The organism is Maribacter sp. Hel_I_7 (genome assembly GCF_000688315.1).
In the GTDB taxonomy this organism is placed as follows: Bacteria; Bacteroidota; Bacteroidia; order Flavobacteriales; family Flavobacteriaceae; genus Maribacter; species Maribacter stanieri.
In genome coordinates this window covers 162,358-186,822 of sequence record NZ_JHZW01000003.1, presented here as the reverse complement: position 1 = coordinate 186,822, position 24,465 = coordinate 162,358, and the positions used below count along the sequence as shown (strand labels likewise).

Sequence of the window (24,465 nt, the reverse complement as noted above, 5' to 3'; positions counted from 1 at the left end):
TGTTCTTGATTAATTCAAGAATAATATCAATAAAATTAAAAGAATGAAATTTATAGTTTCAAGTACCTATTTGCTAAAACAACTTCAAATTTTAGGAGGTGTTATCAATAACAGTAATACGTTACCAATTTTAGATAATTTCCTATTCGATTTGCAAAAGGATAAACTAACAGTATCCGCCTCTGACTTGGAAACAACCATGAGTTCGGTTATTAAAGTTGATTCTGACAACGAAGGTACCATAGCCGTACCGGCAAGATTGCTTTTAGAAACTTTGAAAACTTTTCCTGAGCAACCACTTACATTTGTTGTGGAGGATAACAATACAGTAGAGATTAGTTCTAACCATGGTAAATATGCGCTTGCGTATGCAGATGGTGCAGAATTTCCAAAAGCGGTTGAATTATCTAGCCCAAGTTCCACAACCTTACTTGGAGATATTTTAGCCACTGCTATCAACAAAACAATTTTTGCTGCTGGTAACGATGATTTGAGACCCGTAATGAGCGGAGTCTTTTTTCAATTTTCTCCAGAGAACTTAACGTTTGTTGCTACAGATGCACATAAATTGGTAAAATACCAACGTACAGATGTTAGGGCTTCTCAAGTAGCGGAATTCATTATGCCCAAAAAACCTTTGACATTATTAAAAGGGATATTGGCAGGTAGTGAGTCTGATGTACTTATAGAATACAACGAGAGCAATGCTAAATTCAGCTTTGAAGAAACTGAATTAATTTGTAGACTAATTGATGGCAAGTATCCTAATTATGAAGCAGTAATACCAAAAGAGAATCCTAATAAGCTTACAATAGCTAGAAATCAGTTTTTAAGTTCAGTTAGAAGGGTTTCTATTTTCTCTAACAAGACAACACATCAAATACGTTTAAAAATAGCGGGTGCTGAATTGAACATTTCTGCAGAAGATATAGATTACTCAAACAAAGCAGAAGAACGTTTAACTTGTTCATACCAAGGTGATGATATGCAAATAGGTTTCAACTCAAGATTCTTGACAGAAATGTTAAACAATTTGGGTTCTAATGAAGTTTCATTAGAAATGAGCTTACCAAACCGCGCAGGTATCCTTACTCCTACAGATGGTTTAGATGAAGGCGAATATGTTACTATGTTGGTAATGCCTGTTATGCTTAACAGTTAATAAAAACTAGATAAAACTAAAAAGGGTCAGTTAAATAACTGACCCTTTTTTTATTACTATATTTTTCTATGAGATAAAACGTATAGTTCCAAAATAACTTGGCGATTCTCCATTGCTAGCTTTTATGGCATTTACTGCGGGCATTACTATGGATAACACACCTGCAAATATTAATAATAAAATACCGAGTCCGAATAACAAAATACCAGGTATACCTATTAATAGGTACAAGATTAAAGTAAGCTGAAAGTTAATGACAGATTTACCATGTTCTTCCATACCTATAACCGAATCTTTAGTTGTTAACCAAATTACCAACGGTACAACCAGTCCGCCAAATCCTGTAATAAAGTCTAAATATTGAGATAAATGTGTAATGACCAAAAGATTTCGATCTTCACGAATTACTACTGCGTTTTTATTTACTAGTTCCATTTTTGATTGATTTTAGATGAATACTATAAATATGACGCAGAAATCCTTTAAATGTTACACATTAAAGCAGTTATAATTTTCTGTTCAATTTCTTTAACTTCTCCTGCTCTTTCATAACCTTCATTTGACTTTTAGCAACTTTATCCTCAATCTTCTGTATATCTACTGGAGAAAGGGTTCCTTTTAATTTCCCTTTTTCAAGCTGATTTTTTAGCTTATCAATTTGTTTTTCCTCCTTAGAAATAGATTTTTCTTTTGAGTTGATTTGTTTCTTCAGCTTTTCTTCTTTCTTTTTCTCGGCAGCTACCTTCTTTTCTTTTTTAGCTTCAGCTTCAGCTTTTTCAACCTGTTTCCTTACCTGCTCCATTTCCTTTTCTTGCTCAATGGTAACCTCACTTGAAGTTTCTTGAGTATCACTTTGAGCACTACCAAATGAACAAACAAACATAAACACTACCAACAAAACTATTTTTTTCATTTTTTGATTACATTTTATAACATGCGAAATTACTATATAATTGTATACTGAAAACAAAATGCATTTAAATTAAGAAAACTACAACAGTTAATAATTGATTATTTTTGCACGATGAATCAAACAGATACCATAATAGCTTTAGCAACTCCAGCAGGCGCTGGAGCCATTGCAATTATTAGACTCTCTGGACCAGAGGCTATTTCCATAGCTTCTAACCATTTTGAGTCAGTCTCTGGTAAAGTTCTTAAAAATCAAAAAAGCCATACTATTCATTTAGGATATATTAAGGATGGAAAAAATGTACTAGATCAAGCATTAATATCAATTTTTAAAGATCCGCATTCGTATACTGGAGAAAACGTGATTGAAATATCTTGCCACGGCTCTCCATATATTCAACAACAAATCATTCAATTATTTTTAAGGAATGGATGTAGAACAGCCGATGCAGGAGAATTTACATTAAGAGCATTTCTAAATGGAAAAATGGATCTTAGTCAAGCCGAAGCTGTAGCCGATTTAATCTCTAGTGATAATGCCGCTAGCCACCAAATTGCAGTACAACAAATGCGTGGGGGGTTTAGTAATGAAATAAAACAATTACGTACCGAACTATTAAACTTTGCTTCTTTAATTGAACTGGAACTCGATTTTTCTGAAGAAGATGTAGAATTTGCCGATCGCACCCAATTCAAAGAACTCTTAACACGAATTCAAAAAGTATTACAGAGCTTAATTGACTCGTTTGCCGTTGGTAATGTAATTAAAAATGGAATACCTGTAGCTATTGTAGGCGAACCCAACGTTGGAAAATCAACGCTACTAAATGCGTTTTTAAATGAGGAGCGTGCATTGGTTTCAGATATTGCAGGCACAACCCGTGACACTATTGAAGATGAGATTTCTATTGGCGGAATTGGTTTCAGGTTTATAGACACAGCCGGTATTCGTGAAACAAAGGATGTCGTTGAAGGAATGGGCATAAAACGAACTTTTGAGAAAATTGAACAGGCTCAAGTAGTCCTTCTGCTAGTTGATGGCTCAAAGCTTCTAAACGATGATCAGAAACTTAAGAACATTGTAATAGATTTCGAAAAAATAAAGAATCAAAATCCTCAGAAACCTTTAGTTCTTTTGGTAAATAAATCAGATACGCTTTCAGAATTAGATAAAGATAAGATAGGAAAGCACTTAGATAGCGTTAAATACCTTTCTGCAAAAACAGGGGAAGGAGTAGAAGAATTACAAAATAGCCTTTTAGAATTTGTAAATACAGGCGCACTTCGTAACAACGAAACTATTGTCACAAATACTAGACATTATGATTCTTTACTTAAATCACTTGAAGAAATAGAAAAAGTGCAATTTGGTATGAAAGAAAATATTTCTAGTGACTTAATGGCTATTGATGTTAAGGAAGCGCTTTACCATTTAGGAGAAATCACAGGACAAGTAACCAATGATGAGTTGCTAGGGAATATTTTTGCAAATTTTTGTATCGGCAAATAAAACTAAGCAACAAAATATCAGCCGTGTATGGTTTCATCTTTTCCGTAGTTCTTAATTACTTCTGATTCAAATTCTACTAATTCTTTCCAGCGTTTATCTACATCAACATCTTGACCATATTTACGGGCAAAACCAATAAATGTGGTGTAATGACCTGCTTCGCTAATCATTAAATCCTTATAAAACTTAGATAATTCTGGATCTTGAATTTCCTCTGAAAGTAATTTAAAGCGTTCGCAACTTCTTGCTTCTATCATAGCAGAAAATAAAAGTCTATCTACCATAGATTGTAACCTATTACCACCTTTGTTCATAAACTTATAAAGTTCGTTTACATAACTGTCCTTTCGCTCTCTACCTAGTGTAAACCCACGCTCTTTAATAATTTCATGAACCATTTGAAAGTGAACCAATTCTTCTTGAGCTAGAAGAAGCAAATCTGTCACTAAATCCGGGTATTCAGAATTTAGAGTAATAATAGTAATAGCATTAGTAGCTGCCTTTTGTTCACACCATGCATGATCAGTTAGTATCTCTTCTATGTTCTTTTCAACGATATTCACCCATCTTGGGTCTGTGGCAAGTTTTAAATGAAGCATGACTATTTATTTTACCGTAAAAATAGGTGTATATCTATCATAATAGCTTAAATTTTATAAATAAGCATAATTCACAATCATCTAAGGCATTAAGCCATAAGGACAAAAGTTTTATGGTGTTGCAAATAGATTCGTTGAAAAACACCAAACAATTATGATAAGAAAATTTAGTTATATCTCTATATAATCAAAGACGAATAGTTAATTTCGTACAGAGCTATCCTATAAACGCTAATTTCTATGCAATTTCCGGCACTTTTTTTTGTGCTTGTAAATAACAAAAATCTAATTCTTACTTATGTTTAATTTTTTCTCCAAGAAACATTTTTTAATAGATCATTTAGAAGGTTTTATAGATGTTCATAACCATTTATTACCAGGTATAGATGATGGTGCAAAGACTGTTGAAGATTCCATTGAACTGATTAAAGGTTTTAGTGAATTTGGAGTGACAGATTTTATCTGTACCCCTCATATTATGGAGAATTATTATCCCAATACACCATTAACTATCAATAGCTCCCTATCAATACTTAAGAATGCTCTAAATATGAATAATTTAGAGCACGTAAATGTTGATATAGCAGCAGAACATATGATTGATTCTGGCTTTGAAAAACTAGTTGACGAGAAAAATATAATGCCTTTAACCAAAAGCTACCTTCTAATTGAGATGTCGTATTTACAGGCTTCTATTAATTTTGATAGTGCAGTTCAAAAAATTAAGAGTTCCGGGTTGTTTCCAATCTTTGCGCATCCAGAACGGTATGCGTATTTACATAAAAATCTTAGAAATTATACGCAATATAAAGATGAAGGATTATTATTTCAATTGAATATATTGTCTTTAAGTGATTATTACGGAAAAGAAGTAAATAAGACAGCCCTGTGGTTACTTAAAAATAATTTAATAGATTTTATGGCGAGCGACGTTCACAAAATCTCTCAACTAAATTATTTAAAAAAAATAAGCATCAATGAAAAAACACTGATGCTTATAAAACCTGTAATAGAAAAAACTATTTATAATTTTAAATAAGGTAGATTAAAATTTCCACCATTTTTTACTTGTCTTACTATAACCGTAACCATATTTACCGCCATAGCCCAATTCGTCTAAAGTTACATCATTTACTACAAAAGATATTCCTTTCAACTTACCTTCATCACGAAGACTTAATGGAAACTTAACAGCAGTTTCATCCGTAACCCCTGCTCTAGTTACGTAAATAATATGATCTGCATAAGGTGCTATCATTAGGGTATCACTTACAACCATCATTGGCGCTGTATCTACAATTACATAATCATACATTTCAGACACTTCCTTCAATAAATCATTCACTTTAGTACTCATTAATAGCTCCGCAGGATTTGGCGGGATTTTACCTGAATATATAACATCAATAGTATTATGATGTACCAACATTGGTCTAATAATATCTTTAACTTGAATAGTATCGTCTAGTAAAAATTCCGTTAAACCTGCATCCTTATTTCTAGAAGGAGTTTTAAGTTTATCGACCGCATCTCCAGAAAAGAAAGAATATAATTTAGGATTTCTAATATCTGCACCTACTAAAAGAACTTTTTTATCAGTACTTGCTAATATCATTGATAAATTAGAAGAAACAAACGTTTTTCCTTCACCAGGTGTACTAGAGGTAACATATATTATATTGTTCTTATTTCTATCGTTAGCGTGTTTAGTTTTAATTAAAAAATCTAAATTAGCCCTTATAATACGTAAAGCTTCTGCTAAAACCGATCGATCATCATTAATAATAATCTTACTATCCTTTTTCGACAGTCTAGGTAATTCACCTAATACTGGTACTTCATTTGTAAATTTCTCTAAACTATGTTTGTTATGAATTTTAGTATCCAATAAATCTTTAGCGTAAATGAATCCAAAAGGTACTAATAGCCCTAATATCAGCGATGATAAATAAACCAACCCATTTTTAGGCTTAACTGGTTCTTGCTGCACAAGATGAGCACTATCTATAACCTTGGATTTAGGTGAACTTGAAGCCATGGCAATCTGAGACTCTTCACGCTTTTGAAGAAGATAAAGAAATAATGACTCCGTAGTCTGCTGTTGTCTTTCAATATCTCTAAGCTGTCTTGAATTACTGGGGGCAGAGTAGATTTTTGAATTTATACGAGATAATTGTCCACTCAAATTATTCACTTGCATTCCTAAATTCCTCTCCATACCGGACAAACTGCTCTTAATATTACCTTTTAAACCAGCTAATTGTTCATCTAGATTAACAATAATAGGATTTTGTTCATCTGCACTTTTCAATAAACGCTTACGTTCTAAAGCAAGTTCATTATATTTAGCTGTAGTATTTGCAATACTAGGGTCAGAAAGACCAACGTTTGAAGGGATAACATCAAATCCATTCTCATCAGAAAGAATCTGGTTCATTCCGTTAGCTATATTTAATTGTGTTTTAGCATTCTCCAGTTCTTGTCTATTGGCTGCACTTAAATTTAGAGCAATATTAGATTCATTGGCAATATCAGTAACCCCTTTTGAAGTTTTAAAATCTTGTGCATCTTGATCCACCGAAGTCAAATCACCTGAAATTTCTTTAATTCTATCGTCAATAAAATTCGAAGTCCTATCAGCTATTATTTTTTTATCAAGAATCCCATTTTCATTATATTCATTAATCAAACCATTTAGAATATCTATACTCTTTTGAGGTATTGGATCCGTTAATTCGATATTAATTATATTAGATTTTTCACCTATAGCACTTATCAAGGTATTAAGTTGGTAAGCTTCTGCCACAGTAAAAATTGGCATAATTTCAATAAATATTCTCTTTCCTGAAAATTGTTTAAGAAATTCAGTATTTGGAGTTAGTACTATATCCCCAATTGGTGTTTCAATATTCTTACCATAAGAATAAATTTTAACAGGTCCATCTTCCAAAAGATTAAATCCAAAATTATTAGAATCTTGAATATCAACATAAAATGTCAATTGAGAATTATTGATAATAGAATCATTAGCAATAAAATTTATGTTAAAAGGTCTTTTTCTATATACCTCAGATGTTTTTACATTACCGAGTACATTATATCTAATATTTAATTTTAAATCTTTAACAACTTCAATAAAATTTGACCTTGAGTTTAATATTTCAATTTCGTCTTCAACTTTATTCGTTCCACCCACACCCAAAATATCTAAATCGCTAAAAGCAGCTAATTCTGACGAGGCATTTTTTTCTTCAATAATATGAATTTTAGCTTGCCCTGCATATTGAGGAGTAGCATACCTTAAATAAATTGTGGCCAACAAAATGGCTATTATTGCACCCACTACAAACCATTTCCATTTTTTTGTATAAACCTTAAGTGTTTCACTTAAGGTTTGATTTGTATTTACAGTTTCACTCATGAAAATATATTATTATATTGATATAATTTATAACTACTTAATTTCTAGTTAAAATTAAAACGGAAGAAGTGATTAAAACAGAAGCTATAGATACCAAAATGGTAGCTCTATTATCCAATGATGAAGCAGTAATCGCTGATTTATTAGGTTCCACATATACTACATCATTTTGTGTCAAATAATATACTGGAGAGTCAAGAGCTTCTTTACTTGTCAAATTAATGCGATGATAAACCTTAGTACCATCAAAATCACGAATTACTAAAACATTATCTCTTTTACCCTTTATAGTTAAATCATTTGCCAAGCCTAAAGCTTCCAGAATAGTTATTTGTTCACCAATAACAGGATAAGTTCCTGGAGATTTTACTTCTCCTAATATTGTAACAGTAAAATTCTTTAAACGAATATTTATAATTGGATCCTTCAAATAGTTACTTAATTTTTCCTTTAATAATTCTTTAGTCTTTTCTGCTGTTAAACCAGCAATTTTCACTTGACCAACAACCGGAAAATCTATATTCCCACTTTTATCTATAATGTAATCTAATTGTTCTGCTCTTAAACTACTTTCATCCATACCTTTAACTAAATTAAATGGCATACTCGCTTGGGGATCCAAAGTAGATACATTTATAGAAACAACATCATCTACCTTGAATGTCTGAGAATGATTATTCTCACCAACATTTGTTTCATAATCTCCAACACCTTGAAAATACACAACATCTTTATGAGAAGCACACGAGTGCAATAAAAATATTGTACTCAAAAAAAGAAATGTTTTTGATTTAATTACAGATAAACGATTCATTTAATTTTAATTTTAGATTGATTTTAAGATTTTACTATTTTAAGCTTTTGTTCCGAGTCTTTCTTTGACTCATCTTTATCAAAGTCACACAAATCAGAATTTTTCGATATATATTCAGGTACAATCTCCTTCATCAATTTTACTGTATTACCGCTGAAAAACATATTGGTAATACACAATTCATCAATTTTTGACCTTACTTTAGCATATTCTACCTCTCGAACCTTGCTAATCTTTATCTTTTGATGATATGTAGGCAAGGTATTTTCTCCATTTGCCAAAAGTTCTTCATATAGCTTTTCACCCGGTCGCAAACCTGTAATCTTAATATCAATATCTTCTGGATAACGTAAACCGGATAATTTAATCATGTTTTTAGCCAAGTCAAATATCTTAACCGATTCACCCATATCAAAAATAAAAATCTCACCTCCTTCTCCCATTGCCCCTGCCTCTAAAACTAGCTGTGAAGCTTCTGGTATGGTCATGAAATATCTCGTTATATCTTTATGTGTCAGAGTTAAAGGTCCACCTTTCTCTATTTGTTTTCTAAATAGTGGAATAACTGAACCGTTAGAACCTAAAACATTTCCAAATCTGGTAGTAATAAATTTGGTTTTATTTTCCTTTTGCATACAACTAATATAAATTTCTGCAATTCTCTTAGTTGCTCCCATTACATTAGTTGGGTTTACAGCTTTATCCGTAGAAACAAAAACAAATTTTTCTACTCCATGTAAAACAGATAAATCTGCAACATTTTTAGTTCCTCCAATATTAATTTTTATGGCTTCATAAGAATTGTATTCCATCAATGGAACATGTTTATATGCCGCAGCATGAAAAACAATATTTGGCCTATGTTCTCCAAAAAGAGCATTCATCCTATTTTTATCTCGAATATCTGTGACAATCGGTATAAAATTATGAAAACCATTTTGTTTTAATTCTTGTTGTAAATCATATAATGCTGATTCAGCGGAATCAATAATAATCAACGATTTATAACCATAATTACAAATCTGTCGAACAATTTCACTACCTATAGACCCTGCTCCACCTGTTACCATTATAGTTTTATTCATCAACTCCATTGCAATTTTACTATTCTTAATAGTAATTGGCGCTCGATCTAATAAATCTTCAATTTGAACTTGCTTTATTTGAGAAACTTTCAACTCTCCGTTAATCCAATCTTCAATAGGTGGAACAATTTTAACAACAATAGGTAAATCAACTAAGCCTTCCACTGTTTTTCTCAATTTGACTGAATCGATATTTTGTATTGAAAAAATAATTTCAGAAATATTATTCTTAACTATAAAAGCCTCAGTTAATGTTCTTCTAGCAAATACAGGTACTCCATTAATATTCTTACCTATTTTTTTGGCATCTCTATCAATATATCCAATAACTTTATAACGACTTTTACTGTTATTTCCAATCGCACCATGTGTTAACACTCCAGAATCTCCAGCACCATAAATCAAGATATTCTTAGTCACTTTTATAGTGCTATTCATTTTGTTATAAAATGATTTAAAAACAAAACGAGAAGCGGCTAGACCTATAAAAGCAATTAAACTATTTATAATAATGATAGATAGCGGTATTGTAAACTGACTTAAAATATCCATCTGCCTATTAATCATTACAATAAAAATGACCAATATACTAAAGAAACATACTGCGTTAAAAATATTATATACATCTTTAACCCCTGTATGCCGAACAACTCCCTTATAAGACCCTACAATTAAGAAAGCCATTAATGCTGCTACAGCTACCAAAGGTATTTGAACCAAAAAATTATGAACATCAAAATTTAAGGTTAAATTAAATCGAATAAAATAAGATAATATAAAAGCGAAAACTACCGTTAGTAGGTCAATGCATAACACAAGCCATTTAGAGGCATAACGTTGCGCATTATAATTTAGATATTTTTGTATCATGATAAAACGTTTTTGATAGTTGTTACAACTCGTTCTAATTCTTCATTTAACAAATTAGAACCGCTAGGCAAACAGAGACCTTTCTCGAACAATGATGCTGAGGTACCATCTACAAACTGCTTTGAAGTTTTAAAAATCGGCTGTAAGTGTAGTGGCTTCCATAATGGTCTAGACTCAACATTAACTTCAAGAAGAGCTAACCTTAGTTTTTCTCTTATTTCATAAGATGGTGTTAAGATACAACTTAACCATCTATTTGAAAAATACCCTTCAGGCTCAGAAAGAAATTTAATTTCTTTAAATTGATCCAAAGACTCCATATAAAACTGATGATTGGCTCTACGGGCATTTACTCGGTTTTTTAAAACCTCCATTTGCCCACGACCTATACCGGCCAATACATTACTCATCCTATAATTATAGCCTATATTAGAGTGTTGATAATGGGGTGCATCATCTCTTGCTTGTGTAGCTAAAAATATAGCCCTTTCGATATAATTCTTATTTTTAGAGACTAAGGCTCCACCACCGGAAGTAGTTATTATTTTATTTCCATTAAAAGACAAAACTCCAATATCGCCAAAAGTTCCGCATGCATTGTTGTTAAAAAAGCTGCCAAGGGCTTCTGCACTATCTTCTAAAATAGGTATTTCAAATTCATCCGCTAAGGCTCTAATTTCAGCAACTTTATAAGGCATTCCATATAAATGGACAGCAATAATTGCCTTTGGCTTTTTACCTTCTTTGATTCCGCTTTCTATAGCCTTTCTTAAAAGTTTTGGAGATATATTCCATGTATCGGTTTCACTATCTACAAATACTGGTTCAGCACCTAAATAAGAAATCGGATTGGCAGAAGCAGAAAATGTAAAACTTTGACAAATGACATCATCACCCTTCCCTACACCTAATAACTCAAGGCCTAAATGTATGGCTGCAGTCCCCGAACTTAAAGCGGCAACATGAACAGCGTTGCCTAACTCATCTTTAATTGCCTTTTCAAAAGCATTAACATTCGGTCCTAATGGAGCAATCCAATTAGTATCAAAGGCTTCATTAACATAATTTTGCTCTGTTCCTCCCATATGCGGAGAAGAAAGCCATACTTTGGTTAGGTTTGAAACGGTTTTCAATAGTTGTCAATTTAGGATTACAAATATAAGGCTCAAAATTAACTATAGATTTAATCAAAACAGTGAAATAACATTATATTTCGTTTAATATGTGTAAATTATCGGTTAAAGGAAATACTATATACCATTTACCGTCTTCTCAGACTTTTAAACCCAGTAAATAACGACTTCATCTAAAATATATTTTCTAATCGAACGTTATTTTTTAATCTTTGCTTTTTTAAATCCTATTTAAATAAAATGAAAAAAATTACAAAAATTTGCTGTATTGGTGCTGGTTACGTAGGTGGCCCAACAATGTCGGTTATTGCAAAACAATGTCCAGAAATACAAGTAACAGTAGTAGACATTAATCAAGATCGTATCGATCAATGGAATACTGTTAATTTAGATGAACTCCCTATATATGAACCAGGTTTAAAAGAAATTGTTGGTGAAACACGAGGAAAGAATTTATTCTTCTCTACCGAAGTAGATAAAGCCATCGATGAAGCTCAAATGATATTTATTTCTGTAAACACCCCTACTAAAACATATGGAAAAGGTAAAGGGCAAGCTGCAGATTTAAAATTTATAGAACTTTGTGCCCGCAACATAGCCAAAGTTGCTAAAGATGATAAGATAGTAGTTGAAAAATCTACACTTCCGGTAAGAACAGCCCAGGCAATTCAAAATATTTTGGATAATACTGGCAACTCTGTTAAGTTTGAAATTTTATCAAACCCAGAGTTTTTAGCTGAAGGTACTGCCATTGAAGATTTAATTCATGCAGACCGTGTATTAATTGGTGGAAATGACACGCCTAGTGGACAAGCAGCCAAAGACGCATTAAGTGCTGTTTATGAGCATTGGCTACCAAAAGAACGTATTTTACAGACGAATGTTTGGTCTTCAGAATTATCAAAATTAGTTGCTAATGCTTTTTTAGCGCAACGTGTTTCGTCTATCAATACCATATCGGCTCTCTGCGAAAAAACAGATGCCAATATTCAAGAAATTTCTAGAGCCATTGGTTTTGATAGTAGAATAGGATCAAAATTTTTAAATGCATCCGTTGGTTTTGGTGGGTCTTGTTTTCAAAAAGACATATTAAACTTAGTATATATTGCACGGTCATACGGTTTAAATGAAGTAGCCGATTATTGGGAGCAGGTAATTATAGCTAATGATTATCAAAAAAGTCGCTTTGCTGAAAATATTATAACTAATCTTTATAATACCATTTCAGGTAAAAAAATTGTTATGTATGGTTGGGCGTTTAAAAAAGACACGAATGACACCCGAGAATCTGCCGCTATTGCAGTTGCCGATGCTTTGTTAGAAGAACGTGCTGAAATAATAGTATATGACCCTAAGGTATCAGAAGAACGCATTTATGCCGATTTAGACTACCTAAATACAAGATCACCAGAAGAGAATAGAAGATTATTAAAGGTGACAAAAGAACCTATTGAAGTTACGAAAGATGCGCATGCAATTGCAATTTTAACCGAATGGGATGAATTTAAAACCTATGATTGGGAAACAATTTATAAGCAAATGCTTAAACCTGCTTTTGTGTTTGATGGTAGACGTTTATTAGAAACTGACACTATGAAAGGTATTGGCTTTAATTATTACAAAATAGGGCAATCATGAAAATTTTAGTAACCGGTGCCGCTGGTTTTATTGGCTTTTTCGTTTCAAAAAAATTAATTGAGAAAGGTCATGACGTTGTCGGTTTGGACAATATCAACGACTATTATGATGTAAATCTTAAATATGCGAGATTAAATCAACTTGGTATAGAAAGAGATGATGCCGAACAATTTAATATTTTAATTGAAAGTACTACAAAAGCCCCTTTTTCATTTATAAGGTTGGCACTAGAAGACCGTGAAAATTTACCCATTTTATTCAAGCAACAGAATTTTGATGTAGTTTGTAATTTAGCTGCGCAGGCAGGTGTTCGTTATAGTTTAGAAAACCCAGAAGCCTATGTAGATAGTAATCTAGTTGGTTTTTTAAACGTTTTAGAATGTTGCCGTATCAATAAAATCAAACACCTAGTATATGCTAGTAGTTCTAGTGTATATGGATTAAATGACAAAGTACCTTTTAAAACTACCGACCCGGTAGATCATCCCGTTAGCCTATATGCTGCTACCAAAAAAAGTAATGAGCTAATGGCACATACCTATAGCCATCTTTATAAATTCCAATGCACAGGACTTCGGTTTTTCACTGTCTATGGTCCATGGGGCAGACCCGATATGGCCTATTTTTCATTTACTAAAAATATTTTAGCAAATAAGCCTATTAATGTTTATAACAATGGAGAATTAGCAAGGGACTTTACATATATTGATGATATAGTTAACGGAATCTGTTTGATTATAGAAAAAGGCTTCATACCCAATTCAAATTCTAAAAGCAATGCGGCTATATATAATATTGGCAGAGGAAAATCAGTAAAACTGATGGATTTTATAAATACGATAGAGATAAATTTGAATAAAGAGGCAAATTTAATAATGAAGCCAATGCAAGACGGTGATGTTTTTAAAACATGGGCAGACACCACAGAACTCACCGAAAATTACAATTATTCCCCTAAGATAAATTTAAATGATGGTGTTAAAATGTTTATAAACTGGTATCTAACATCCAAATAACCAACTTTGATAGTTAAATTCACGTAAATTATTATATTAAAAATCGTGGCAATTTAACCTTTTATAGATATTTAAATATGAAAATAGGAATTATAGGTTTGGGGTATGTTGGTTTGCCTTTGGCAGCATTATTTGCTAAAAAGTACTCAGTAATAGGTTATGACATTAATATAAAGAGAGTACAAGAAATTAACCTTGGAAAAGATACAACCTTAGAACTGTCAGATCTTGATTTGGACAATGTACTCAAAAAAACATCTAATATTGATAATTATGGATTGTTTTGTACTGCGAATATTGATGAATTAAAAGATTGTGATTATTATATTGTTACTGTACCAACTCCTGTTGATGACACTAAAAGACCAGTATTTACTCCATTAATTAAAGCAAGTGAAACAGTAGGTAAAGTTTTAAAAGAAGGCAACATTGTTATTTACGAATCCACAGTATACCCAGGCGCTACTGAAGAAATTTGCGTTCCAGAATTAGAAAAATCTAGTGGATTGACTTTTAATAAAAATTTCTACGTCGGGTATTCTCCAGAAAGAATTAATCCGGGTGATAAGGAACATACAGTTGAAAAAATACTAAAAGTGACTGCCGGGTCTACTCCAGAAACCGCTAAACTAGTAGATGATTTATATTCCTCAGTTATAACTGCCGGCACACATTTAGCCCCCACCATTAAAGTAGCTGAAGCATCTAAAGTTATAGAGAACACACAACGAGATATCAATATTGCATTTATGAATGAATTAGCAAAAATATTTCATTTATTAGATATCGACACGAATGATGTCCTAAAAGCTGCCGGTACTAAATGGAACTTTCTTCCTTTTAAACCAGGTTTAGTTGGCGGACACTGTATAGGTGTAGACCCATATTACTTAGCTCAAAAAGCTCAAGAAAACGGCTATAATCCTGACTTAATATTAGCTAGTAGACGAATAAATGATGGTATGGGTGAGTATCTAAGTTTACAAATAATTAAATTAATGCTCAAACATGATTTAATGGTTAAAGATTCAAAAATTTTAATCATGGGCATCACATTTAAAGAGGATTGTCCAGATATACGAAATACCAAAGTTGTTGATATGATTAAAAGCTTAAATGATTACAAAGTACATACGACGATTTATGATCCATGGGCAGAGCCTCAAGAAGTCCTAAAAGAATATGGAATAACAACAACGCAAGAAATGCCACGAGATACTTATGATGTAGTAATATCCGCTGTAGCTCACAAAAAATTTCAAACTATAAATATTGCTGATCTTTTAAATGTAAACGGTATAATTTATGACGTGAAAGGAACACTTCCTGGTAAAGTTCATGGAAGGTTATAATAAACTTAAATATTAATATTTTTAAACTTTTAATTCCTAATTAGAAGTTAAGAAGCTATTTCGTTAAAAATAAAAGGGGATGATTAGAATTCTAATCATCCCCTTTTATTGCTTTTGAACTAGTTTTTACTATTGTATTAAAATTACTACATAGCTTTACTGTAAATTTTAATAACTTATAATTTTTAATGAAAATTTGAGTTTTAATAATACGAGTGAAATCTATTCATTAAATAAAAATAAACTTCAAACTAATGAGCTATACAAAATCATCAGATACTCTTAAAATAAAACCATCTGAAGCTGCTAAAGATATTTACAATATCGCACTTGCAAACAGAGAACTAAGCGAAAATTCCAGAAAACTTGCACCTGAAATAATAGAGAAGCTTACTGATTATGAGTTATTTAGAATGGCATTACCTAAACACTTAGGCGGTATTGAAGATAATCCAGTAGAAACATTAAAAACTTACGAGACCCTAGCCAGCGCAGAAACTTCTGTAGCTTGGATTGTTTGGAACAACCATCTAGCATGTACTTTTGGTAAATTTCTAAATAAAACAAGCATTAATGAGATTTATAAGAATAAAACTGATATATATGCAAATTCTACTAGACCAGAAGGGTTTGCTAAAATTGTTCCTGACGGATATATGGTTTCTGGACGTTGGACTTTAGTTTCAGGTTGTGAACTAGCTGATTGGTTTGTTTTACGTTGTTTGGTTACTGGAGGAGACTTACCTACCAATTTAGGACCTGGAGCAAAATTAAAGTTAATGTATGTTCCTAAAAAATTCGTAAAAATTATAGATACATGGAATGTTGGTGGTTTACGAGGCACAGGAAGCCATGATATTGAAATCGAAGAGGCTTTTGTACAAGAAAGTTATGCTGTAGATTTTGAAAGTACTGTAGAAAATAATACTGCTTATAATAGACTTCCCATAGGAGCTATAAATGCTTCTGGTTGTGCTGCAATGTCATTAGGCTTGCTTAAAGGTGCCATTGATGAGTTGACCAAAATGTGTTTAGATAGGGTAACACCAGGGAAAAATCCCGATTTACGTGATAGATTAACAGTACAAACTGTATTAGCCAAAGCTAATTCAGCTTTAGCAGCAAATAGAGCTCAATTACATAGCTCTGTATCTACGCTATGGGAAGAATCTGTAAATGAAAACATTTATACGGACGTTCAACTAGCTGATGTATGGGCAGCATCTTGTGAAGCAGCTACAGCAGCTAGATTTTTAATATCTGAAATCTACGCAGTTGCGGGCACTTCATCTTTATATACAAAATTTAGAATTGAAAGAATACATAGAGATGTTCATGCGGTACTTCAGCACGGAATTATTCAACCACATTGGATGAATCAAGCTGGTATGGCTTATGTTGGCCTAAAACCAACAGCGGCGATGTTTAGAATTTAAATATATTGAAAATATAAAAATTGGTTATAAATTAAATTTGATAGAATTCAAATTATAATAGAATTAGAAAAATTTAGTAAACCAGAATAATAAATAAAATAGGTATTTAGTTATACTTAATAATACAATTTTACATCTTATGATTGAGACAATTAAACAAAAAGAAGAATGGGTAAAACAATTAGAATTAATTGGTAATACAGATTTTTATTTTACGTATGATTATCACCAATTATCTAAAAATGATGATGAAAACCCTGTTTTATTAAAGTATAACGAAGGGAACTCCACCATCTTATTGCCTCTTTTATTAAGAAATATAAAGGGAACATCATATATTGATGCAACTTCAGTATATGGATATGCTGGTGTATTATCAAATATAAATGACAATTCTTTTGAGAAATCTAAATTTCAAGAGATTCTTCATAGCTATTTAATGGATAACAAAATTATCTCTGTCTTCTCAAGATTACATCCGTTTTTAGATAATCAAGAATCGTTGCTCTCAGGTTTAGGTGAAATTTCAGATCAAGGAATGGTTGTATATCTAGATTTATCCCTACCGATTGAAATACAACGTGCAAATTTCAACAGACGCTTAAAAACCTACCTAAATAAAGCGCGAAAGGTATGCACTGTTTCGGAAGGTAATCATCAAGAGGACTTGAAAAGCTTTATCGAATTATATCACGAAAATATGAGGCGCGTAGATGCTACTGATAGTTATTTTTTCGATCAAACATACTTTGAACGCATTATGGCAAGCAAAGACTACAATCCACAATTAATGATATGTAGAGATAATGATAGTCAGAAAATAATTGGTGCTGCAATTTTTATAAAAAAAGATAATATTGTTCAATACCACCTATCAGGTTTAGATGCCGATTTTTACGAATTAAACCCTATAAAACTTATTATTGACGAAATGCGCCTTATAAGTACGGCTGAAGGGTACCAATTATTAAATCTTGGTGGCGGTAGAGGCGGCAGTAACGAAGATTCTTTATTTCGTTTTAAAAGTGGGTTTTCAAAAGAATTTAAAAATTTCAGACTTTGGAAATATATTGTTAACCATGACATATATAACAAACTAACAAATGAAAAATTCAACCAATATCCTGAGGTAGATAAAAATCAAATAAGTTTCTTTCCACAATACCGCGCAACTTTAACCAAGAAAATGGATACGTTAGAGATTTAGTCACTTATTGCAAATTATATTTTGAAGGTGTTGTTATTCTATAAATTTGGATAACAACACCTTTTGTTTTGAAAGAATTTTATAAAACAACTATTGTAGTTCTAAAATAATATTATAACAAATGTATCGTTATTTACAATCATCTTCAATTAATGTGTAAAGTCCAGGCATTTAATATTTCTCCAATTATAGTAAGGTTTTAAACCTTGCTTGTTAAAATATTATTAAACACCAAGACTTTAAAAACGAACAGTTACTCTGTAATTAGAGGTAAAATGTTAAAGAAAACAGTATTTTATCGAAAAAAGATTTTTTTTTAATCCAAAACGTAATTTCAATACGTAATAATAAAGTTGATATAAAGTAGTTCATCGAATAAACCATTTATTTCATCGTTATTTTAAAAAAAAGAAATATTTTTAAATTCCTAAATCTTAAGTAATTAAACAATTTTACCCCATGATGCGAAACCTACAAAACCCTACACGCATGGCAGTCTTTTTATGTCTTCTATTTATTTTCCAATCCTGCAGTAAAGATTCTGATTTATTATCGGAATATGTAATATCAAAAGACAATAGTATTGAAATACAAAATTATGTAGTCAATGATATATTTTATCTTTCAAGTTCCAATAATATAATTTTGGATGTTTTAAACAATGATAATTTCACCGACTTAAGTAATGTAAATATCACGGAAACCTCTGTGGCTCAAAACGGTTCTATTGTTATTAATAATGACAATACATTAACATATACACCACAAGAAGAAATTATTGAAACAGAAGATTTTACCGACACATTCACTTATACAGCAGAAGAAGTAGATGAAGAAGGTACCGTAACTGAAGAAGAGGCTACTGTAACAATTACTAATGACGATTCTTTTATAGATGAAGAGACAAGTTCCTCTGAAAATACACACAGAGGTCCAAATGAAATAAGTGAAAGAGTTAAGGAATGGCAAGAAAAATTTGATGCAGAATGGTTAGATATTGATCAACAAACCGACTCCGCAGATGCATTATCACGAGCAAAAAGTAATAATATTAATCAAGAATATTATTTTCTCGGTTATTACATCGATGGATTAGTGAAAATGTGGCAAGCTACCGGGGATAATAGTTATTTAGACGAAGCTTTAAAATTAATAAATATTACTATGACCGATGCTGTAAATGTCGGGAATGGTTATTTAGGCTGGCCAAATAATGACAATGATGGTCATCCATTATGGGATAGTTTTTATTGGAGATATGTTGCAACTTTAACTAGAATAATGCACCAATCCCCAAACTTAAGAGCAACCGGAAACTATCAACAGCAATATGAAAATCTTTTGGCTTTTTCCGAAAAAAACATATGGGAAAGATATGAGGCACAAGGTCTTAATAATTTTTATAGAATCAACACCCACATGACTACACATTGGGCTAGAATTGGTATGGAACTTTACATTATTACTGGTAAGGAAAAGTACAATACAGTTTTTGAAAATGTATCTTTTGGCACTATGGTGGGGCGTCCTTCTAACCTAAGAAATCAATTAAAACCTAACAACAAAGTTCCTTCTGCTGTTACGTGGAGTCAACGTTGGGATATTGATCAAATTCAAGACACAAGTCATGCAGGGGCCATAGTAAGTTTCATTGTCACTGCCTATGAGAATAATATGTATTGGACTGAGGCAGATATAACAGCTTTAACATCTACTGTAAACAATGTAATATGGAAAAAAGAATATGGTAGTTTTTTTATGTATAATGTAGATGGAACAGGTGATTATGACCTACATGGCAGATTACACGATTGGTTAAATTTGGGACGATATGATGAAAGTTTACAACAAAGAATTAAGGAAGATTATATTGGTAAAAACCTAACCTTTTATGGAATTCAACCATTAGGGATTGCTGCATTAAATGCTAAAATTTTAGAAGATGGTTATCCCGTTTATCCGGAGCAATAAATTTCACAAAAAAAAAGCCCATTTAAATGGGCTTTTTTTTTTGTGAAATTTTATATTTTTTTGATAGATGACGTTGAAAATAATAAAAACAACGAATTATTCTTACTCAATTTCTTTGTTTAGCTATTTTAGCCTCATTGGAAATAAATAAAAAATAAGAGTAAAAAAACTGCATACGCAAACTTTTATTATTACCATTCCTTTTAATATAATTACAATCATTTTAAGTAAATAATTGATATTTTTATTACAATTCAAAATCACATTTCCTTATGAACAGACCTTAAATTAATACATTTAACATACAAAATTCTTTTAAAAATAGGGTGCTAATCTATATACAGGTATCAAAGATAGTTTGTGTAAGACTATTATTCTCAATTATAATTAAGTTATTCAAAATAAACATTTCGCATCCACTATATTTAAAACTTTAACGTATACTTGAACCTTTGCTTATCCCTATTTTTACCAATAAATATAATCAGGCATTACCCAAATTAACTTTAGTAGCTTAGCGAAATGAAAAAAAAAAAACAGCCAAAAATATTACTCGGAATTTTCATAATTTTTGTAATTATTTTTTTAAATGCACTTGGCCCATATTTTCAACTACAACAAATAGCTACATTGGGACTTTTACCTCTTTTAGCGGTCATAGCATTCTTTTACGACGCAAAACATTCACATTCAAACAAAAAAGAATTTTTCATATTTCTGATGATTTTTCTTTTAAGTTTTACCACCATATATTATTACAAGGGATTTGATGAATTTAAAATAACATTGAGCCTTTTATTTGGGGCGATTATATCTGCTTATATAGTAATTGGATTGACAAGTAAAATTAACTTTAGCAGCTTCTTTCATATAGGATACATACTTACTATCATTATCCTTTTTGTTATTATGATTTTAAATGGCAACATTAGTGTAAATTTTGCCTCCGCCATAGATTTTAGGGATAGATTCATGTTAAATGCCAATGCTTACTCTTACTATTGCATATTCGCTAATTTCTCTTTATTTTATTTATACCTAAAATATAGAAGTAAGCCAGTTTTTTTAATGCTTCTTATTCTTCCTATCTTATTTTTAATAATAGCTTTCACCACTCAATCTAGAGCTGGTTTATTCTTGATAGTTGTTATAAATTTAGGTTTTTGGTTATTTGTAAATAAACCAAAAGAACCTTCTAAAATAGCTAAGTTGGTCCGTAAATTATTTATAACTTCTGTAATAGTGCTCTTGACATTTCAATTTATAAAAATATATGAGGGATCAAGGATTAAAAATAGAGTGGTACAAACTGCAAATAGACAAGATTCCAGAGAAGTTTTAATTGAAGAAGGAATAGAAGTTTTTAAACAAAATCCAATCCTAGGAGTTGGTTTAGGCCAGTTTCCTTTTTATAGTAAATACCGGTTATTCACACATAATTCCTATATAGAAATACTAGCGGAACAAGGAATAATTGGTGGAGTCTTACTTTTCTCGCTTTTTCTTATCCCAACTTTTAAAAGTATTAAAAACTACAGATCAGATAAAAACAATCCTTTATATAAATTCTATTTTCTTTTCTTTATTACTTTTTTAATTTACAATAATTTTTATGTCTTTTACAAATTTCCCTTTTCTATGATGTACTTTTTTCTAATTATAAGTCTTCAAAAAAGAGACACCATATCCGAAAAAATTGGGTAAAACACAAAATATCAAGAACTTTATAATTAAAATTCTGTGTCATTAAAACAAAAAGCAATTAAAGGCTTTAGCTGGACGATATTTGAGGGTATTTTTAGCCAAGGCGCAATATTCATCGTCGGAATTATTTTAGCAAGACTTTTAACACCTGAAGATTTTGGTGTTGTGGGTATCATAACCGCCATTATAACAGTCACCAATTCAGTAGTAGAAGCAGGTTTTGGAAGCGCATTAATACGTAAAGTACATGCTACTGAAAAAGACTATAATACTGTTTTCTATACCAATATAATTACTGCTGTTTTACTATATCTTTTACTATGGGCAGTCGCAAATAATATTGCTACATTTTTTAATACGCCAATACTAACCAACCTAATAAAGGTTTCTGGAACTATTCTCGTTATTAACGGCTTAGTTATTATACAACGAACAATTTTAACGAAACAGCTAGATTTTAAAAAATTAGGCATTTTTGCTGTTATTTCATCTTTATTGGCTGGCAGTATAGCCATTGCTATGGCTTATAGAGATTATGGTGTCTGGAGTTTAATTGCTTTTTCTGTCCTAAGACCTTTCTTAAATAGTATTATGCTATGGTTAAGCTCTAACTGGAAACCTAAACTTGAGTTTTCTAAGAATAGCTTTAAAGAATTATTTAATTTCGGTTATAAACTTTTAATCACCAATTTAGTTAATACCGCATATAAAAACGTGTATTATTTTGTTATCGGGAAATATTTTTCACCAACATCATTAGGGTTTTATACTAGAGCAGATCAATTTCAAACCCCATTTTCTACCAATATAACATTCGCTATTAGAAGGATTAGTTTTCCAATATTATCAAATTACCAAAATGACAAAAAAAACCTAAAAATAAAGTTCATACAATTCATTCGTTTTAGCATGTTTTTAAATTTTATAATAATGCTTGCTATTGCCGCGATTGCTAAACCATTAATTTTAATTACTATAGGAGAAAAATGGGAAACTTCAATTTTCTACTTACAGTTGTTATGTATTCCGGGTATGTTATATCCCCTGCAGATTCTACATTTGAATCTTTTACTTATTAAAGGCTATTCTAACCTAAACCTTAAGTTGGAAATTATTAAGAAAGTTATCTTAATTCCAATTATTTTAATTACCGTAAATTTTGGTATTGATTATATGATTTATGGGCTTATATTTTTCTCTATACTTGAATATTTTATCAATAGTTTTTATACTAAAAAAATTATCGATTACAATCTTAAAGACCAATTTAAAGATTTTTTACCTTTTTTCTTAATATCGGTTTTAACATTTATTTCAATGCTAGGGGTAACATTTGCAGCTATAAATTTATTTTTAATGATCTCTGCACAACTTATCATAGGCATTACCGTTTTTATTCTTGCAAATGAACTTTTAAAACAAAATGAATATTTGACAGGCAAAAACAAGCTATTGTCACTTATCAAAAAATATTATTAATGAACAGTAAGTTAAAAGTTGGATTCCTCTTAAGTATTATAACTGAAAGAGGAGGTATAGGTAGGGTTACTTCTATAATTTCAAAGGAATTAAATCTTAATCCTAATTTTGACATTCATATTATTAGCTATGCTAAAAAGAAACAAAATTCTTACGATTGGAATAATAATCTACCATATCACTATTTATTAGAAGATCAAATACCTATGAAGAAAGGTATTTTCACTGCTTCCAAGAAATTACGTAAAATAATTGCCGACAATGAAATTGATATTCTAATATCTTGTGGCGCTATAGTTGGTCCACTAGGAGTTCTTGCCACTCTTTTTAAAAATACTAAGTTAATATACTGGTCTCATTCAAGTTTTAAGGGCACTTCTAATAAACAGTTTAGAATGTTCAACGAACATTTTACAGCATACTTTGCTGATTGTTTAATAAGCCTTACCAAAACAGATGAATTTAATTACAAAAATGAAACCAAGGCTAAAAACGTAGTCCAAATCTATAACCCAATAGACAAAAGTTTACAACACAACAATATAACATACAATACTGAATCTAAAAAAATTATAAGTGTAGGCAGACTAACTGCTCAGAAAAATTTTGAAACGCTAATTGATGTTGCGGATATTGTTTTAAATAAACACCATGATTTTACATGGGATATCTATGGTTCTGGGGAAGAAGAAGAAATGCTTAAGAAGAAAATTGAAGAAAAAAAATTAATCGGCAGAGTAAACCTAATGGGGCAAAGTAGCAATTTGTATAATTTATATAATGATTACGCTATGATGGTAATGACTTCTAGATATGAAGGTTTTCCTATGAGCTTAATTGAAGGCTTAGCATGTAAGTTACCGTTAGTAAGTTTTGATATTCCTACAGGACCAAACGAAATTATAAATGATGGTCTCAATGGCTTTTTAATAGTTCCTTTTGATATTAATGCAATGGCAAGTAGCATAGAAACATTAGTTAAAAATAAAGATATTAGAATTACATTTTCCAAAAACAATCCAAAATTCATACAAGAATTTAATCTTTCAAATATCATTCAAAAATGGACTAGTTTGTTAAATACTTTATAAGTATTTAACAAACTAGTCCATTTTTTTTAAGAAAATTTAAACTACCAAAATTTATAATAATAAAA

Annotated in this window: 19 protein-coding genes; 12 read left to right on the top strand and 7 right to left on the bottom strand. The window is 31.0% G+C overall.

The window, feature by feature from the left end; translation table 11 throughout:
* Positions 1-43: 43 nt before the first annotated feature.
* Positions 44-1,162 carry a DNA polymerase III subunit beta gene (gene dnaN, locus P178_RS0112355; protein WP_027066508.1) on the top strand — a complete coding sequence of 373 codons (1,119 nt, stop codon included), beginning with the start codon at positions 44-46 and terminating at the stop codon, positions 1,160-1,162.
* A 66-nt stretch (positions 1,163-1,228) separates the two neighbouring features.
* Here the strand turns inward: dnaN and P178_RS0112350 are convergent, their stop codons facing one another.
* Both P178_RS0112350 and P178_RS0112345 read right to left on the bottom strand, forming a co-directional pair.
* On the bottom strand, positions 1,229-1,597 hold the full coding sequence (locus P178_RS0112350) for a DUF4870 domain-containing protein (protein WP_027066507.1): 369 nt from the start codon (positions 1,595-1,597) through the stop codon (positions 1,229-1,231).
* 70 nt (positions 1,598-1,667) lie between these two features.
* Complete coding sequence (locus tag P178_RS0112345) at positions 1,668-2,075, bottom strand: hypothetical protein (protein WP_027066506.1); 408 nt, start codon at positions 2,073-2,075, stop codon at positions 1,668-1,670.
* 111 nt (positions 2,076-2,186) lie between these two features.
* Between P178_RS0112345 and mnmE the strand changes: the two genes are divergently transcribed.
* A complete protein-coding gene (gene mnmE, locus P178_RS0112340; RefSeq protein WP_027066505.1) occupies positions 2,187-3,584 on the top strand; it encodes a tRNA uridine-5-carboxymethylaminomethyl(34) synthesis GTPase MnmE in 1,398 nt (465 codons plus the stop codon).
* 17 nt (positions 3,585-3,601) lie between these two features.
* Here the strand turns inward: mnmE and P178_RS0112335 are convergent, their stop codons facing one another.
* A complete protein-coding gene (locus P178_RS0112335; protein WP_027066504.1) occupies positions 3,602-4,183 on the bottom strand; it encodes a tRNA-(ms[2]io[6]A)-hydroxylase in 582 nt (193 codons plus the stop codon).
* A 298-nt stretch (positions 4,184-4,481) separates the two neighbouring features.
* Between P178_RS0112335 and P178_RS0112330 the strand changes: the two genes are divergently transcribed.
* A complete protein-coding gene (locus tag P178_RS0112330; protein WP_027066503.1) occupies positions 4,482-5,222 on the top strand; it encodes a tyrosine-protein phosphatase in 741 nt (246 codons plus the stop codon).
* Positions 5,223-5,228: 6 nt separating this feature from the next.
* On the opposite strand, the gene P178_RS0112325 is transcribed toward P178_RS0112330, so the two are convergent.
* Genes P178_RS0112325 through P178_RS0112310 form a run of 4 tightly spaced genes read right to left on the bottom strand, consistent with a single transcriptional unit; the run spans position 5,229 to position 11,458 of the window.
* Positions 5,229-7,604 (bottom strand): GumC family protein, encoded by a 2,376-nt coding sequence (locus tag P178_RS0112325; RefSeq protein WP_027066502.1) that lies wholly within the window; start codon positions 7,602-7,604, stop codon positions 5,229-5,231.
* A 37-nt stretch (positions 7,605-7,641) separates the two neighbouring features.
* Complete coding sequence (locus P178_RS0112320) at positions 7,642-8,418, bottom strand: polysaccharide biosynthesis/export family protein (protein WP_027066501.1); 777 nt, start codon at positions 8,416-8,418, stop codon at positions 7,642-7,644.
* A 23-nt stretch (positions 8,419-8,441) separates the two neighbouring features.
* Positions 8,442-10,373, bottom strand: coding sequence for a polysaccharide biosynthesis protein (locus tag P178_RS0112315; protein WP_027066500.1), 1,932 nt, complete (start codon positions 10,371-10,373; stop codon positions 8,442-8,444).
* A complete protein-coding gene (locus tag P178_RS0112310; RefSeq protein ID WP_051638390.1) occupies positions 10,370-11,458 on the bottom strand; it encodes a DegT/DnrJ/EryC1/StrS family aminotransferase in 1,089 nt (362 codons plus the stop codon). The genes P178_RS0112315 and P178_RS0112310 overlap by 4 nt, the downstream gene beginning before the upstream one ends.
* 288 nt (positions 11,459-11,746) lie before the next feature.
* Here P178_RS0112310 and P178_RS0112305 point away from each other — a divergent pair, with 288 nt between their 5' ends.
* From P178_RS0112305 to P178_RS0112265, 9 genes are all read left to right on the top strand, one after another.
* Positions 11,747-13,144: a nucleotide sugar dehydrogenase gene (locus P178_RS0112305; protein WP_027066498.1), complete on the top strand. Its 1,398-nt coding sequence runs from the start codon at positions 11,747-11,749 to the stop codon at positions 13,142-13,144.
* Positions 13,141-14,160, top strand: a complete 1,020-nt coding sequence (locus tag P178_RS0112300; protein WP_027066497.1) for an NAD-dependent epimerase/dehydratase family protein — start codon at positions 13,141-13,143, stop codon at positions 14,158-14,160. The genes P178_RS0112305 and P178_RS0112300 overlap by 4 nt, the downstream gene beginning before the upstream one ends.
* A gap of 77 nt (positions 14,161-14,237) precedes the next feature.
* A complete protein-coding gene (locus P178_RS0112295) occupies positions 14,238-15,512 on the top strand; it encodes a nucleotide sugar dehydrogenase (RefSeq protein ID WP_027066496.1) in 1,275 nt (424 codons plus the stop codon).
* 254 nt (positions 15,513-15,766) lie between these two features.
* The gene (locus P178_RS0112290; protein ID WP_027066495.1) at positions 15,767-16,948 is read left to right on the top strand and encodes a hypothetical protein; all 1,182 of its coding nucleotides are present in this window, start codon (positions 15,767-15,769) and stop codon (positions 16,946-16,948) included.
* A 139-nt stretch (positions 16,949-17,087) separates the two neighbouring features.
* Positions 17,088-18,155 (top strand): peptidoglycan bridge formation glycyltransferase FemA/FemB family protein, encoded by a 1,068-nt coding sequence (locus P178_RS0112285; RefSeq protein ID WP_036146762.1) that lies wholly within the window; start codon positions 17,088-17,090, stop codon positions 18,153-18,155.
* 459 nt (positions 18,156-18,614) lie between these two features.
* A complete protein-coding gene (locus tag P178_RS0112280; RefSeq protein ID WP_027066493.1) occupies positions 18,615-20,126 on the top strand; it encodes an Ig-like domain-containing protein in 1,512 nt (503 codons plus the stop codon).
* A gap of 522 nt (positions 20,127-20,648) precedes the next feature.
* A complete protein-coding gene (locus P178_RS0112275) occupies positions 20,649-21,830 on the top strand; it encodes an O-antigen ligase family protein (RefSeq protein WP_027066492.1) in 1,182 nt (393 codons plus the stop codon).
* A 36-nt stretch (positions 21,831-21,866) separates the two neighbouring features.
* Positions 21,867-23,309, top strand: coding sequence for a lipopolysaccharide biosynthesis protein (locus tag P178_RS0112270; RefSeq protein ID WP_027066491.1), 1,443 nt, complete (start codon positions 21,867-21,869; stop codon positions 23,307-23,309).
* Positions 23,309-24,400, top strand: a complete 1,092-nt coding sequence (locus P178_RS0112265) for a glycosyltransferase (RefSeq protein ID WP_027066490.1) — start codon at positions 23,309-23,311, stop codon at positions 24,398-24,400. The genes P178_RS0112270 and P178_RS0112265 overlap by 1 nt, the downstream gene beginning before the upstream one ends.
* Positions 24,401-24,465: the final 65 nt, after the last annotated feature.

Bases quoted from the DNA above. Each gene is read 5' to 3' on its own strand.
- dnaN (WP_027066508.1), top strand. From the start codon at position 44: ATGAAATTTATAGTTTCAAGTACCTATTTGCTAAAACAACTTCAAATT.
- P178_RS0112350 (WP_027066507.1), bottom strand. From the start codon at position 1,597: ATGGAACTAGTAAATAAAAACGCAGTAGTAATTCGTGAAGATCGAAAT.
- P178_RS0112345 (WP_027066506.1), bottom strand. From the start codon at position 2,075: ATGAAAAAAATAGTTTTGTTGGTAGTGTTTATGTTTGTTTGTTCATTT.
- mnmE (WP_027066505.1), top strand. From the start codon at position 2,187: ATGAATCAAACAGATACCATAATAGCTTTAGCAACTCCAGCAGGCGCT.
- P178_RS0112335 (WP_027066504.1), bottom strand. From the start codon at position 4,183: ATGCTTCATTTAAAACTTGCCACAGACCCAAGATGGGTGAATATCGTT.
- P178_RS0112330 (WP_027066503.1), top strand. From the start codon at position 4,482: ATGTTTAATTTTTTCTCCAAGAAACATTTTTTAATAGATCATTTAGAA.
- P178_RS0112325 (WP_027066502.1), bottom strand. From the start codon at position 7,604: ATGAGTGAAACTGTAAATACAAATCAAACCTTAAGTGAAACACTTAAG.
- P178_RS0112320 (WP_027066501.1), bottom strand. From the start codon at position 8,418: ATGAATCGTTTATCTGTAATTAAATCAAAAACATTTCTTTTTTTGAGT.
- P178_RS0112315 (WP_027066500.1), bottom strand. From the start codon at position 10,373: ATGATACAAAAATATCTAAATTATAATGCGCAACGTTATGCCTCTAAA.
- P178_RS0112310 (WP_051638390.1), bottom strand. From the start codon at position 11,458: ATGGGAGGAACAGAGCAAAATTATGTTAATGAAGCCTTTGATACTAAT.
- P178_RS0112305 (WP_027066498.1), top strand. From the start codon at position 11,747: ATGAAAAAAATTACAAAAATTTGCTGTATTGGTGCTGGTTACGTAGGT.
- P178_RS0112300 (WP_027066497.1), top strand. From the start codon at position 13,141: ATGAAAATTTTAGTAACCGGTGCCGCTGGTTTTATTGGCTTTTTCGTT.
- P178_RS0112295 (WP_027066496.1), top strand. From the start codon at position 14,238: ATGAAAATAGGAATTATAGGTTTGGGGTATGTTGGTTTGCCTTTGGCA.
- P178_RS0112290 (WP_027066495.1), top strand. From the start codon at position 15,767: ATGAGCTATACAAAATCATCAGATACTCTTAAAATAAAACCATCTGAA.
- P178_RS0112285 (WP_036146762.1), top strand. From the start codon at position 17,088: ATGATTGAGACAATTAAACAAAAAGAAGAATGGGTAAAACAATTAGAA.
- P178_RS0112280 (WP_027066493.1), top strand. From the start codon at position 18,615: ATGATGCGAAACCTACAAAACCCTACACGCATGGCAGTCTTTTTATGT.
- P178_RS0112275 (WP_027066492.1), top strand. From the start codon at position 20,649: ATGAAAAAAAAAAAACAGCCAAAAATATTACTCGGAATTTTCATAATT.
- P178_RS0112265 (WP_027066490.1), top strand. From the start codon at position 23,309: ATGAACAGTAAGTTAAAAGTTGGATTCCTCTTAAGTATTATAACTGAA.